The 13,104-nt window shown below is 60.9% G+C and carries 12 protein-coding genes and 1 pseudogene; 9 read left to right on the forward strand and 4 right to left on the reverse strand.

Annotated elements, in window-relative coordinates; genetic code table 11:
* Positions 1-23: 23 nt before the first annotated feature.
* Positions 24-416, forward strand: coding sequence for a YkvA family protein (locus tag ACQ7C1_RS20565; RefSeq protein ID WP_085780227.1), 393 nt, complete (start codon positions 24-26; stop codon positions 414-416).
* 15 nt (positions 417-431) lie between these two features.
* Here the strand turns inward: ACQ7C1_RS20565 and ACQ7C1_RS20570 are convergent.
* A pseudogene (locus ACQ7C1_RS20570) lies at positions 432-974 on the reverse strand (sigma-70 family RNA polymerase sigma factor).
* A 336-nt stretch (positions 975-1,310) separates the two neighbouring features.
* Between ACQ7C1_RS20570 and ACQ7C1_RS20575 the strand changes: the two are divergent.
* The 5 genes from ACQ7C1_RS20575 to ACQ7C1_RS20595 all read left to right on the forward strand — a co-directional run bounded on the left by ACQ7C1_RS20575 (position 1,311) and on the right by ACQ7C1_RS20595 (position 6,144).
* Positions 1,311-1,832 (forward strand): invasion associated locus B family protein, encoded by a 522-nt coding sequence (locus ACQ7C1_RS20575; RefSeq protein ID WP_085779735.1) that lies wholly within the window; start codon positions 1,311-1,313, stop codon positions 1,830-1,832.
* 245 nt (positions 1,833-2,077) lie between these two features.
* Positions 2,078-3,307, forward strand: coding sequence for a 23S rRNA (adenine(2503)-C(2))-methyltransferase RlmN (gene rlmN / locus ACQ7C1_RS20580; RefSeq protein ID WP_430959615.1), 1,230 nt, complete (start codon positions 2,078-2,080; stop codon positions 3,305-3,307).
* Positions 3,308-3,400: 93 nt separating this feature from the next.
* On the forward strand, positions 3,401-4,354 hold the full coding sequence (locus ACQ7C1_RS20585; protein WP_430959616.1) for an ABC transporter substrate-binding protein: 954 nt from the start codon (positions 3,401-3,403) through the stop codon (positions 4,352-4,354).
* Positions 4,355-4,474: 120 nt separating this feature from the next.
* Positions 4,475-5,353, forward strand: a complete 879-nt coding sequence (locus tag ACQ7C1_RS20590; RefSeq protein WP_430959617.1) for an ABC transporter permease — start codon at positions 4,475-4,477, stop codon at positions 5,351-5,353.
* Positions 5,350-6,144: an ABC transporter ATP-binding protein gene (locus ACQ7C1_RS20595; RefSeq protein ID WP_085779731.1), complete on the forward strand. Its 795-nt coding sequence runs from the start codon at positions 5,350-5,352 to the stop codon at positions 6,142-6,144. The genes ACQ7C1_RS20590 and ACQ7C1_RS20595 overlap by 4 nt, the downstream gene beginning before the upstream one ends.
* A 60-nt stretch (positions 6,145-6,204) precedes the next feature.
* Here ACQ7C1_RS20595 and ACQ7C1_RS20600 read toward each other — a convergent pair whose 3' ends face one another.
* Positions 6,205-6,846, reverse strand: a complete 642-nt coding sequence (locus ACQ7C1_RS20600; RefSeq protein ID WP_085779730.1) for a LysE family translocator — start codon at positions 6,844-6,846, stop codon at positions 6,205-6,207.
* A gap of 183 nt (positions 6,847-7,029) precedes the next feature.
* Entirely contained in the window at positions 7,030-7,881 is an 852-nt protein-coding gene (locus ACQ7C1_RS20605) for an SDR family NAD(P)-dependent oxidoreductase (RefSeq protein ID WP_430959618.1), read from the reverse strand.
* Between the two features lie 178 nt (positions 7,882-8,059).
* Here ACQ7C1_RS20605 and ACQ7C1_RS20610 point away from each other — a divergent pair, with 178 nt between their 5' ends.
* Positions 8,060-9,283: an argininosuccinate synthase gene (locus tag ACQ7C1_RS20610; RefSeq protein WP_430959619.1), complete on the forward strand. Its 1,224-nt coding sequence runs from the start codon at positions 8,060-8,062 to the stop codon at positions 9,281-9,283.
* Positions 9,284-9,536: 253 nt separating this feature from the next.
* The gene (locus ACQ7C1_RS20615) at positions 9,537-10,178 is read left to right on the forward strand and encodes a LysE family translocator (RefSeq protein WP_430959621.1); all 642 of its coding nucleotides are present in this window, start codon (positions 9,537-9,539) and stop codon (positions 10,176-10,178) included.
* A 30-nt stretch (positions 10,179-10,208) separates the two neighbouring features.
* Here ACQ7C1_RS20615 and ACQ7C1_RS20620 read toward each other — a convergent pair whose 3' ends face one another.
* On the reverse strand, positions 10,209-10,640 hold the full coding sequence (locus ACQ7C1_RS20620) for a hypothetical protein (RefSeq protein WP_097598178.1): 432 nt from the start codon (positions 10,638-10,640) through the stop codon (positions 10,209-10,211).
* A 226-nt stretch (positions 10,641-10,866) separates the two neighbouring features.
* Between ACQ7C1_RS20620 and ACQ7C1_RS20625 the strand changes: the two genes are divergently transcribed.
* Positions 10,867-12,954 (forward strand): M3 family metallopeptidase, encoded by a 2,088-nt coding sequence (locus tag ACQ7C1_RS20625; RefSeq protein ID WP_430959622.1) that lies wholly within the window; start codon positions 10,867-10,869, stop codon positions 12,952-12,954.
* The last annotated feature ends 150 nt before the right edge of the window (positions 12,955-13,104 follow it).

Below are 13,104 nucleotides of genomic sequence, written 5' to 3' on the forward strand. Positions count from 1 at the left end.
GCATGGACGAAAGGATGTCAGGGATGGACGAGGTCAAATTCGGGGAAATCCTGCTGCCGGGCGACGAGGACACCCAGAACCGGCGGGAGGAAACCGTACGGCAGAAGTTCTGGCCGACCTTCCGCCGGGCTGTCCGGCAGATTCCCTTTTCGCGCGACGTCGTTGCTGGTTTCTACTGTGCGCTCGATCCGCAGACGCCGACCAAGGTGCGCGGCGTGCTGCTGGCAGCGCTGGCCTATTTCGTCATGCCGGTCGACATGATTCCGGATATTTTCGCCGTCATCGGCTTTTCTGACGACATCGCCGTGCTTTCCGCCGCCTTCGCCATGGTGCGCGGTCATATCCGGCCGAGCCATTACGACGCGGCGGACAGGGTCCTTGCCGACAGGCCCGCCGAAACGATGAAAACGATTTGAAGACCGCGGCTCGGTTCAGCCGAGTTCCCGCTTCAGCATCTTGCGAAGCTTTCCAAATGCAAGCCGAATACGTGATTTCAGCGTGCCGAGCGGCAGCCGGAATGCGATTCGCCGAGGAAGAAAGCTGCACGCATCATGTCGCGCTGTTCTTCGGGCAGTTGTTCGACAGCGGCGCGTAGCTTGGCGTCGCGATCGCCATTTGCGATGATTTCATCGGCGCCGATCTCGGCCGATGGCAGCAGGCTCGGGTCGGTTTCGTCGAAAGTGCGGGTGCTGGTGCGGCGCCGCAGATCGATGCGGCGGTTGCGGGCGATGCGAAAAAGCCAGGTCGACAGAGAAGATCGCGTGGCATCGTAGAGACAGGTCTTGTGCCAGAGCACGATCATGATCTCCTGGACCAGCTCTCCGGCGTCGCCTGACGTCATCTTCTGGCGCGTCAGCCAGGTCTTTCAGGCGCGGGGCGAAATAGTCGAACAAGATGGAAAAGGCCTGCTGGTCGCGATCGTCTGCGACGGCCTTTGCGAGGGCAGCGAAACGCTGTCTTTCCCGGGCACCCATCTCGTCTCACCAGCCCCCTAGGACAAAAATTTCGTCCCGGATTTCCAAAGTCTTAATGAGGTACAGCGGATTTTTGAAAGGTCAAACTCTTGCCTGAATCTTTGTGTCTTAAGTTCAGCCGAACGGCCAGCCGTGCCCATCGGCGCACCGGCATCGCAGCCGATTTCGGCAAGGGGCAAAAGTGGTAGTCGAGCTGAAATGACACAGGCACATACAAATCGCAGCTATTGTTGACCATTTGGTAACCTGAATTAAGTCAAAATAAAGCAGATCGTGATTATGCGGCGCCCGCTATGATCGCTTCGGGCCTTGAATCGCAAGAACCGGCAGGAATCCATGTTTGTAAGAAGTATCGTATCCGCCCTCGCCCTCACCATGACAATGGCCGGAGTGGCGGCAGCGCAGCAGGCCGCGACCGCCGCCGCGCCGACCCGCATTCAGCAGTTCCAGGCCTGGGGGGCTTATTCCTACAAGTCGGGCAACAGCACCGTGTGCTACGTCCTGTCGGTCCCGACGGCAAAGCAGCCGGCAAGCGTCGACCACGGCGACAATTTCTTCATCGTTTCGCAGCGTCCGGGCCAGAACATCTCCTATGAGCCGCAGGCGATGATGGGCTATACGGTGAAGGAAAATTCGAAGATCAACGTCGTCATCGACAACAAGACCTTCGTCATGTTCACCAAGGACAAGGCCGGCTGGGTCGAGAATGCTGCCCAGGAGCCGGCCCTCGTCGCGGCGATGAAGACCGGCCATTCGATGACCGTGAATGCGGTTTCGCGCAAAGGCACCGGCACGTCCTACAGCTATTCGCTCTCGGGCATCTCGGCAGCGCTCAAGCAGATCGAAAGCTGCAAGTAAGCGGCTTTTGCTGAGAGAGTTCAAAAGGCCGGCCTTGCGCCGGCCTTTGTTATTTCCATCTATAGTGACGCGCAGCCAAAATGATGCTAAAGGCCGCGTAAACAGCGGACAGTTCGCGATATCAGTCGCCGTCTGCGATCAATTTCTGCCAATGTGCCGTCATGCGCCCGCAAGTCTTCCGGATCACACCGTGAAGTCAGCGGCTTGCGGAACGGTTACGTGTTTGAATTCGGGGTCAGAAGCCTATGTCCGTCATGGATGCGATCGTCGTCAACAAACCTCAGGCCGCGCGCCCGCCTTCCGGCGCCGAGAAGCCGTCGTTGATCGGGCTCTCCCGCGAGGAAATGGCGGCAGCGCTCCGGGAAAAGGGAGTACCCGAAAAGCAGATCAAGATGCGCGTCTCGCAGCTTTGGAACTGGATCTATGTGCGCGGCGTCTCTGATTTCGACCATATGACCAATGTCGGTAAGGATATGCGTGAAATGCTGAAGACGCATTTCACCATCGCGCGTCCGGAAATCGTCGAGGAGCAGGTCTCGAACGACGGCACGCGCAAATGGCTGCTGCGTTTTCCCGCGCGAGGCGCAGGACGCCCGGTCGAGATCGAGGCCGTCTACATTCCGGAAGAGGGCCGCGGCACACTCTGCATCTCAAGCCAGGTCGGCTGCACGCTGACCTGTTCCTTCTGTCATACCGGGACACAGCGCCTGGTGCGCAACCTGACGGCGGAGGAAATTCTGTCGCAGTTGCTGCTCGCTCGCGACCGGCTCGGCGACTTCCCGGATCGTGAAGCGCCGCAGGGCACGATCATGCCTGCCGAGGGCCGCAAGGTCAGCAATATCGTGATGATGGGCATGGGCGAGCCGCTCTATAATTTCGACAGCGTCAAGCAGGCGCTGCTGATCGCCACGGATGGCGACGGCCTGTCGCTGTCCAAGCGCCGCGTGACGCTTTCCACCTCCGGCGTCGTGCCGGAGATCTTCCGCACCGGCGAGGAGATCGGCGTCATGCTCGCGATCTCGCTGCATGCGGTGCGCGATGACCTGCGCGACATCCTCGTGCCGATCAACAAGAAATATCCGCTGAAGGAGCTGATCGACGCCTGCAAGGCCTATCCGGGCCTTTCCAATGCGCGGCGCATCACCTTCGAATATGTGATGCTGAAGGATGTCAACGACAGCCTCGAAGACGCGAAGGGTTTGATCAAGCTCCTGAAGGGCGTGCCGGCGAAGATCAACCTCATTCCGTTCAATCCCTGGCCCGGTACCAATTATCAGTGTTCGGATTGGGAGCAGATCGAGAAATTCGCCGATTTCATCAATTCGGCGGGTTACGCTTCGCCGATCCGCACGCCGCGCGGCCGCGACATTCTTGCCGCCTGCGGCCAGCTGAAATCGGAATCCGAACGCATGCGCAAGACCGAGCGCCTGGCCTTCGAGGCGATGATGATCGCCAATCACGGCGCCGACGACTGATCAGCAAGTTTGATCGTCGCTACAATTCTCCTGCATTGATTTAAGCATGCGCTTTTCCTAATAGTGCCGCCAAAATCATTCAGGAGGACACCCATGCGCCCGATTCTGCTCGCTCTTGCCGCCACTTTGGCCCTTTCCCTGCCCGCAAAGGCCGACAACGTGACCGTCGCCGTCACCGCGATCGTCGAGCACCCGGCGCTGGATGCCGCGCGCAAGGGCGTTCTCGACGTGCTGACGGCCGCCGGCTACAAGGAAGGCGAGAACCTGAAATTCTTGTTCGAATCGGCGCAGGGCAATCCGGCCACCGCTGCCCAGATCGCCCGCCAATTCGCCGGCGACGAGCCCAACGTCATCGTGCCAATCTCCACGCCCTCGGCCCAGGCGGTCGTTTCCTCGACGCGTGACATTCCGGTCGTCTTCACCGCCGTCTCCGATCCGCTCGGCGCCCAGCTCGTCAAGAACATGAACAAGCCCGGCGGCAATGTGACCGGCCTTTCCGACATGTCGCCGGTCGCCGAGCACCTGGCGCTGATCAAGGAAATCGTGCCGAAGGTCAAAACCATCGGCTACCTCTACAACTCAGGTGAGGCTAACTCGGTTTCGCTGCTCGCCGTCTTGAAGGCCGAGGCCGAAAAGGCCGGCCTGACGGTCGTGGAATCGGCTGCCACCAAGTCTGCCGAGGTTCAGGGTGCGGCGCGCGCCCTCGCCGGCCGCGCCGACGCCATCTACGTTCCGACGGACAACACGATCATCTCCGCGCTCGAAGGCGCCGTTTCGGTTGCCGAAGAGAGCAAGCTGCCGCTCTTCACCGCCGACACGGATTCGGTTTCGCGCGGCTCGATCGCCGCCCTCGGCTTCAACTATTACGATGTTGGCAAGCAGACGGGCGAGATCGTCGTGCGCGTGCTGAAGGGTGAGAACCCCGGCGACATCGCCGTCAAGACCGCTGCCGGCAGCGATCTGGTCGTCAATAAGGCCGCCGCGGCCAAGATGGGCGTCACCCTGCCCGAGAGCGTGCTTTCGCGCGCCAACAAAGTCATCGAATAAACGGCCATCGTTCCTTCGACCATTCACATTCAGCCGCTCCCGTTTGCACGGGTGCGGCTGAAGTATTAAAAGGCTGCGGTTTCGCGACGGGCGGAACGGAAACAAAAGGGGCTGAAAGCCTTGAGCCAAATCGCATTCTGGGGGGCCGTCGAGCTCGGCCTGGTCTATTCCTTCGTCGCCCTTGGCGTCTATCTCGCCTTCCGCGTCCTCGATTTCCCGGACCTGACGGTGGATGGTTCCTTTCCGCTCGGCGCGGCGGTGACCGCGGTGCTGATTATTGCCGGCGTCAATGCCTGGCTCGCGGCGCTGATTGCGATGGCGGCGGGCGCGGCGGCCGGCATGGTGACGGCGCTGCTCAACGTGCGCTTCAAGATCCTCAACCTGCTTGCCTCGATCCTGACGATGATCGCGCTCTTCTCCGTCAATCTGAGAGTGATGGGAAAACCCAACGTCGCCCTCATCAATGCCGATACGATGATCAGTCCATTCTTCGGTCATGGCCTGCGCGATTTCTATGTGCGGCCGCTCTTCGTCGGCGTTCTCGTCATCGTCGCGCTGCTTCTGGTTTGGCGCTTCCTCGAAAGCGATGCCGGGCTTGCGATGCGCGCGAGCGGCGCCAATGCGCGCATGGCCCGCGCCCAGGGCGTAGACACCAGCCGGCAAATCTATCTCGGCATGGCGATTTCGAACGCGCTGGTGGCGTTCGGCGGCGCCTTGTTTGCCCAGACCAACGGCTTTGCCGACGTCACTTCGGGCGTCGGCACGATCGTCGTCGGGCTCGCGGCGGTCATCATCGGCGAGACGCTGCTCGGACGCCGCGGCCTGCTGATCGCGCTTGTCGGCTGCGTGCTCGGCTCGATCCTCTATCGCATCGCGATCCAGCTGGCGCTGTCGAGCGACGTCATCGGCCTGCAGGCCTCCGACCTCAATTTCGTGACGGCGGTGCTCGTGACCTTCGCGCTCATTCTACCCCGTCTTCGCCGAGGTGCCGTGTCGTGATCAGCGTCAAAGACATCAAGGTCGTTTTCGGACGCGGCACGCCGCTGCAGAAGCAGGCGCTGAACGGCGTCAGCCTGACCATCGAGCAAGGCTCCTTCGTCACCGTCATCGGCTCCAACGGCGCCGGCAAATCGACGCTGCTCGGCGTGCTCGCCGGCGATGTCATCCCGAGCGAAGGACAGGTGCTGATCGGCAAGAGCGATGTGACGCGCAAATCGACGGCGGCGCGCGCCGGCCTGGTGGCACGCGTCTTCCAGGATCCGCTGACGGGCAGCTGCGGCTCGTTGTCGATCGAAGAGAATCTTGCTCTGGCTGCCCGACGCGGCGAAAAGCGCGGGCTTGTGCCGGCGCTTGGCGGCAAACGTCGGGACTATTTCAAGGAGCGGATCGCCGAGCTCAATCTCGGGCTGGAAAACCGGCTGAAGGATCGCATGGATCTGCTCTCGGGCGGGCAGCGGCAGGCGGTGTCCCTCGTCATGGCGACACTTGCCGGCTCCGAAGTGCTGCTGCTCGACGAACATACGGCGGCCCTCGATCCCGGGATGGCCGAGTTCGTGATGAACCTCACGCAGAAGATCGTTGCCGAGCGCAAGCTGACGACGATGATGGTCACGCACTCCATGCGCCAGGCGCTTGATTACGGCCACCGCACGATCATGCTCCATGGTGGCGAGATCGTTCTCGACGTGGCGGGCGACAGCAGGAAGGACCTGCAGGTCGAAGATCTGATCGCCATGTTCCGCAAGATGCGCGGCCAGACGCTCGATGACGATGCTTTGCTGATTGGCTGAACCAACAGCGTGCTGATCGGCTGAGCCGTCAGCGTGCGGATCGGCAAAGCCGACCGCGACCTATCGAGCCTGGGTGAGCAGGATTTTGGCGGCGAAGATCGAGAAGACGCCGGCGAAGGTGTAATCCATGCCGCGCAGAACCTTCTTGTTGTTCTGCAGCCAGGACGCCAGCCAGTCGGCGGCAAAGACGACAGCGGCATTGACGGGCATGCCGATCAGGATGAAGCAAAAGCCGAGAAACAGCAGCTTCTGCGTGACGGCGGGATCGCCGGCGCTGACGAATTGCGGCAGGAAGGTCATGAAGAAGATGATGACCTTAGGGTTCAGGAGATTGACCCAGAAGCCGGATGAGACGTTGGCAAGCGCGGTGCCCTTCTGCGTCTCGACCTTGGCGACCGTCAGCTTCGAGCCGAAGCGGATCGCCTGCACTGCGAGCCAGAGCAGATAGCCGGCGCCGCCGGTCTTCAGGATCAGGAAAGCGGTCGGCGAAGCGGTGATCAGCGCCGAAATGCCGAAGGCGACCAGCATGGTGTGGACGACGATGCCGAGGCTGGTGCCGACGACGACGAAAAGGGCCGCCTTCTTGCCCTGGGCGAGTGAACGGCTGATCGACAGCGTCATATCGGGACCTGGGGTCGCCGCGAGCAGCAGCGTCGCGGCGGCAAAGGCGAGAAGGGTCGGCAGGTTCGGCAGGAAATCCATGGCACGCTCGGAAAGCTGGATCAGTCAAGGTGACTACTTATCCAGCCTTCAGAAAATTACCAATCAAACCTTCTCATGCGCGTCGCACTAAACTTGATTCATGCGGCGCGCATTCGCTGTTTTTTGTGCATATCGTTATCCCGGAACCGCTGCACGCTTCCGGGTGAAATGCAGTGGCACCGATTACTTCTCTTCGAGGAAGGCCTTGAACTTGTCGGCGTAATCCTTGTGCCAGCGCGACAGCGGCGGGCGGTTCTCGATGATATCGCCGGCGGCCCAGGCCATGCGGCGTTCATCGACCGCGCGGGTCACGTCGTTGTCGGGGCAGAGGATATAGAAATCGCCGCGTTCCAGGCTTTCGACCATGAAGTCGACCGTCTGTTCCGGCGTCCAGGCGCCGGTGGGCTTTTCCGCGCGGTCGCCCTTGGTGAGACCGGTGAAGACGAAGCCGGGGATCAGCAGATGCGCGGAGATCTTGGCGTCTCTGGTGTTGCGAAGCTCGTGTTCGAGCGCCTCGGTAAAGACTTTCACGCCAGCCTTGGAGATGTTGTAGGCGGGGTTGCCCGGCGGCGTGGTGATGCCCTGCTTCGAGCCGGTATTGATGATCAGCCCGGGTTCGCCGTGGGACAGCATCTTCGGCCCGAAGACGCGCGTCCCGTTGACGACGCCCATCAGGTTCACGGCGAAGATATGGTCCCAATTCGCGTTTGCACTGAAGATCGAAGTTTCCGGGCCGATCCCGGCATTGTTCATCAGCACGTGCACACGGCCGAAACGCTGGAGCACGGCGCGTTCGAGCGCCTCCAGGGAGTCGCGGCTGGCGACGTCGGTCTCAACTGCCATCACATCCTCTTCGCCGGCAATGGCTTTGAGCTCCTCGGCGGCGTTGGCCAGCCGATCGCCGCCGAGATCGGCGATGACGACGCTCATGCCGCGTCCGGCAAAATACTTCGCCGCCGCAAGCCCGATGCCGGAAGCGCCGCCGGTAATGACGGCAACATTGGACTTCTTGAAAATATCTTGAATATTCGTCACGGGGACAGCCCCTCCTCGAGCATTGTTCGCACGCAGCCGAATATGGGTGCCGCTTGCGCACTGTCAAACGCTATCGGCGCCTCAGCCATCGCACTTGCCCTTGCGTCACGCGCCAATCTCGCTAAAAGTGCCGCGACACCGGGTTTTCGCCGGCCTTTATGCAACGGACCTCATCATCATGGCATCATACAAAGACGTGAAGAAAGTCGTGCTCGCTTATTCCGGCGGCCTCGACACCTCGATCATCCTGAAGTGGCTGCAGACGGAACTCGGCGCCGAAGTCGTCACCTTCACCGCCGATCTTGGCCAGGGCGAGGAGCTGGAGCCGGCGCGCAAGAAGGCCGAAATGCTCGGCATCAAGGAGATCTATATCGAGGACGTTCGCGAGGAATTCGTGCGCGACTTCGTCTTTCCGATGTTCCGCGCCAATGCTGTCTACGAGGGCGTCTACCTGCTCGGCACCTCGATCGCCCGTCCGCTGATCTCAAAGCATCTGATCGATATCGCCCGCAAGACCGGCGCGGATGCGATCGCCCACGGCGCGACCGGCAAGGGCAACGATCAGGTTCGTTTCGAGCTCTCCGCCTATGCTTTGAATCCCGACATCAAGATCATCGCGCCCTGGCGCGATTGGGCGTTCAAGAGCCGCACGGAGCTGCTGGCCTTTGCCGAACAGCACCAGATCCCGGTCGCCAAGGACAAGAAGGGCGAGGCTCCCTTCTCCGTCGACGCCAACCTGCTGCATTCCTCCTCCGAAGGCAAGGTTCTGGAAGATCCGGCGCAGGAAGCCCCGGAATATGTGCACATGCGCACGATCTCGCCGGAGGCCGCTCCCGACAGGGCGACGACAATCAAGGTCGGCTTCCGCAAGGGCGATGCCGTGTCTATCAATGGTGTCGAGATGTCGCCGGCGACGCTGCTCGCCACGCTCAACACCTACGGCCGCGACAACGGCATCGGCCGTCTCGATCTCGTCGAGAACCGTTTCGTCGGCATGAAGTCCCGCGGCGTCTACGAAACGCCCGGCGGCACGATCCTGCTCTCGGCGCACCGCGCCATTGAATCGATCACGCTCGACCGGGGTGCCGCCCATCTCAAGGACGAGATCATGCCGCGCTACGCCGAGCTGATCTATTACGGCTTCTGGTTCTCGCCGGAACGCGAGATGCTGCAGGCGCTGATCGACAAGAGCCAGGAGCATGTCGAAGGCGAAGTGACGCTGAAGCTCTACAAGGGCAATGTCATGGTCATCGGCCGCGAGAGCGAAAAGTCGCTCTATTCCGATAAGCTCGTCACTTTCGAGGACGACCAGGGCGCTTACGACCAGAAGGATGCAGCCGGCTTCATCAAGCTCAACGCGCTGCGCCTGCGCACGCTCGGCAAGCGTAACCTCGCGAAGTAATCACGTTTTCTCGGACTCGATACGAGCCCGCCGGTATTTTTGCCGTGCGGGCTTTTTCGTGAAATGAGGTACGGACGGTCAAAGCACGGCGCGCCGCGCAACCGGAAGGTGATGACGAGATGCAGATTGCGATCGAGCGGTTCAGCTTTTCACCGAGCGCAGAACCGCTCTGACCTTTTCATGGCCGTTTAATCGCCCTTGACCGGCGCCTGCCATCACTTAGTCTGCTCTGGTCATTCTTCGGAGCATCCCCATGACGCAGTCCCTGCTTTTCGGCGCCTTTCTGGCGGCGCTGTTCTATGTGCTCATTCCGGGACCCGCCTTCCTGCAACTGCTCGGCATCGGCGCCGGGCAGGGGCGTAAGGCGGGCGCCTTGTTCATGATGGGGCATCTGGTCGGGGATCTCATCTGGTCATCGCTGGCGCTGATTGCGATCGTCGGGGCGAAGACGATCGGGACCTTCGTCTTCGATCTGCTCGGGCTCGCCTGCGGTTTCTACCTCGCCTGGATCGGTTGGGGCGCAGTCAACGCCAAGCCGAGACCGGACGGGCAGGCGCTTGTTATGGTCGAGCGGCCGTTCCGGCGTGGCCTGATTTTCGGCGTCACCAATCCGAAGGGTTATCCGGTCGCGCTTGCCACATTCACGGCGCTGGTCGCAGGCTCGGCCGGCGCGCTCGATTTCGAGGCGCTGCCGGTGCTTCTCGTTGTGTCTTTCCTGGGTTTCGTGACAGCCGACGTCATTCTGATCGGCATCATCGGGGCGGGGGCGGTTCGTCGCTTCTATCGCGCGCATGAGCGGCTGATCGTGCGCTCGTCCGGCGTGCTGTTCATGGGCTTTGCCGCCCAGGCGCTATGGCATGCAACGCCCGGCCTCATCGGCTGGCGCAAGGCTTGAAGCGCCTCATTTCATGCGAGGCGCATTCGCTCAGCCGTTCAGGAAATTGACGATCGACTTTAGCGTCTGGACTTCATGAGGATCGCCGATCGACATGGCGACCTGCAGCTGATTCTTATAATAATCGAGGAAATTGAAACTCGTGCCGTCGGTGACGCTGGAGAGATCGATGATATTGCCCAGTGGATCGATCGCATGCATCGGCAATGGTTCGGAGATCGCGGCGTAAGTGTTCTGATCGATCAGGCCGCTATCGAAGCTTTGGCGGGCGTAGTTGCGCAGCTCGCCAGGGCTGACGGCGGTGAAATCCGGCCCCTCGTCGAGATTATCTTCGAGCTGGAACGAAACCGGGGCCGGAGCCTTTGTCTCGATTTGAATATCGGCAGTCTTCGAATTTCTTGCGTTATTAGGGTTGTTTTTAAACAGCAAACTCTGAGAAGACCGCAGGGAAAAAATTTCCATGGCGCATGTCCCCTGGCAGGAAGATCATCGGGAAACTAGCGCCTGTGGGTGATTCGCGTCAATCGTTAACAAATAGTTAATTTTCAATTGTCAAATCTTGTGTGCCGGCTCTGGCTGACCTGCGTCAGATTGCCCGACGAGGCAAACGCCTGACGCGGCGACATACCAATTCTGCGGCGGCTCTCCTATATTGACCATCCGTTCGCATACCAAAAGGAATTCTCCGATGGCTTCTCCCCATGATTTCAATCCGGCGCTCGTAAACTGGGACGCTCTCCACGGTCTGCCACGTTTCGATGCCATCGAGGATGGCGATTTTTCTGCCGCTTTCGGCGCAGCGCTCGCCGCGCATGAACAGGAGATCGATGAGATTGCCGGAAATAGCGATGCGCCGACATTCGACAATACGGTGGTGGCGCTTGAGATCGCCGGCGATGCACTGTCGCGCGTTTCGGCGCTGTTCTGGAACAAGGCGGGCGCACATACCAACGAAGTCATCCAGGCGCTCGAGCGGGAGATTTCGCCGAAGATGTCACGGCACTATTCGAAGATCGGGATGAATGCCGCGCTCTTTGCCCGCATCGACACGCTCTGGGAGAATCGTGAGAGCCTCGACCTGACGCTGGAGCAGACGCGGGTGCTGGAGCGGCATTGGAAAGGCTTCGTCAAATCAGGCGCCAAGCTTGAAAAGCCCGAGCAGGAGAAGCTTGCAGCGATCAACGAAAAGCTCGCGGGTCTCGGCACGCAGTTCGGCCAGAACGTGCTGGCCGACGAGAAGGCCTGGGCGCTGATGCTATCCGAGGGTGCAGAGCTCGACGGGCTGCCGGAATTCCTGCGCGACGCGATGGCAGCGGCGGCGCGCGAACGCGGCGAGGAGGGCAAATATGCGGTGACGCTGTCGCGCTCGATCATCGAGCCGTTCCTGACTTTCTCGGGGCGGCGGGACCTGCGCGAACAGGCCTTCAAGGCATGGGTGGCGCGCGGCGCAAACGGCGGGGAGACTGACAATCGCGGCGTCATCAAGGAAACGCTGGCCCTGCGCCACGAGGTGGCGAAGCTGCTCGGCTACGGCAATTTCGCCGAGCTGAAGCTCGACAATACGATGGCCAAGACGGCCGATGCGGTGAACGACCTGCTGAGGGCCGTCTGGGCGCGGGCGGTGAAACGCGCCGGCGAGGAAGAGCTCGACATCGCGGCACTGATCGCCGAAGAGGGGCGGAACCATGAGGTGATGCCTTGGGACTGGCGCCACTATGCCGAAAAGATCCGGGCGCGGAAGTTCGATTTTTCCGAGGCCGAGCTCAAGCCCTACCTGCAGCTCGAAAAGATCATCGACGCCTGCTTCGACGTGGCTGGCCGGCTGTTCGGCATCCGCGCGGTCGAGAAGAAGGGTGTCGCGGCTTATCACCCCGACGTCAGAGTGTTCGAAATCAGGGATCGGGACGACAGACTGGTCGCCCTTTTCCTCGGCGATTATTTCGCCCGCAGCTCGAAACGCTCAGGCGCCTGGATGAGCTCGCTGCAATCGCAGCACAAGCTGCAACTGAAGAACGGCCGCCGCGGCGAATTGCCGATCATCTACAATGTCTGCAATTTCGCCAAACCCGCCGAAGGCAAGCCGGCGCTGCTGTCGCTCGACGATGCCCGCACGCTGTTTCATGAATTCGGCCATGCGCTGCACGGCATGCTTTCAAACGTCACCTATCCCTCGGTTTCCGGCACCGGCGTCTCGCGCGATTTCGTGGAGTTGCCCTCGCAGCTTTATGAGCACTGGCTGACTGTTCCCGCCATCCTCAAGGAATACGCCGTGCATTTCGAGACAGGCGAGCCGATGCCGCAGGTGCTGATCGACAAGGTACTGGCGGCCCGCACCTTCAATGCCGGTTTCAATACCGTCGAATTCACCTCGTCGGCGCTCGTCGATATGGCGTTTCATACGCGCGAAGCGGTTGACGATCCGATGGCGGTACAGGCGGAGGTGCTGGCCGAGATCGGCATGCCGAAGTCGATCGTCATGCGCCATGCCACACCGCACTTCCAGCACATCTTCTCCGGCGGTTATTCGGCCGGCTATTATTCCTACATGTGGTCGGAAGTTCTCGACGCCGATGCCTTTGCCGCCTTCGAGGAGACGGGAGACGCCTTCAACGGCGAGATGGCGCGCAAGCTCAAGGAGAATATCTATTCCGCCGGCGGCTCGGTTGATCCCGAGGATGCCTATAAGGGCTTCCGCGGCAAGCTGCCGAGGCCGGATGCTATGCTGGTCAAAAAGGGACTCGCCACCTTCGAGGAATTGACAGGCAGCGACGCTTAAGACAGTTTGATGACAGAAAAGCGAGCGGCATGGCGGCAGCCATGCCGCAGCTTTCGCGCGCGACCCCCTTTCGCAATCGCGAAAAAACCGGTAAGAGCGCGCCAAACGTAAATGGCGCGTCCACTTGGCGTAGCGCCCCAGCCTCAGAGA

This window comes from Rhizobium sp. Nf11,1 (assembly GCF_050587665.1).
Lineage (GTDB): Bacteria > Pseudomonadota > Alphaproteobacteria > Rhizobiales > Rhizobiaceae > Rhizobium.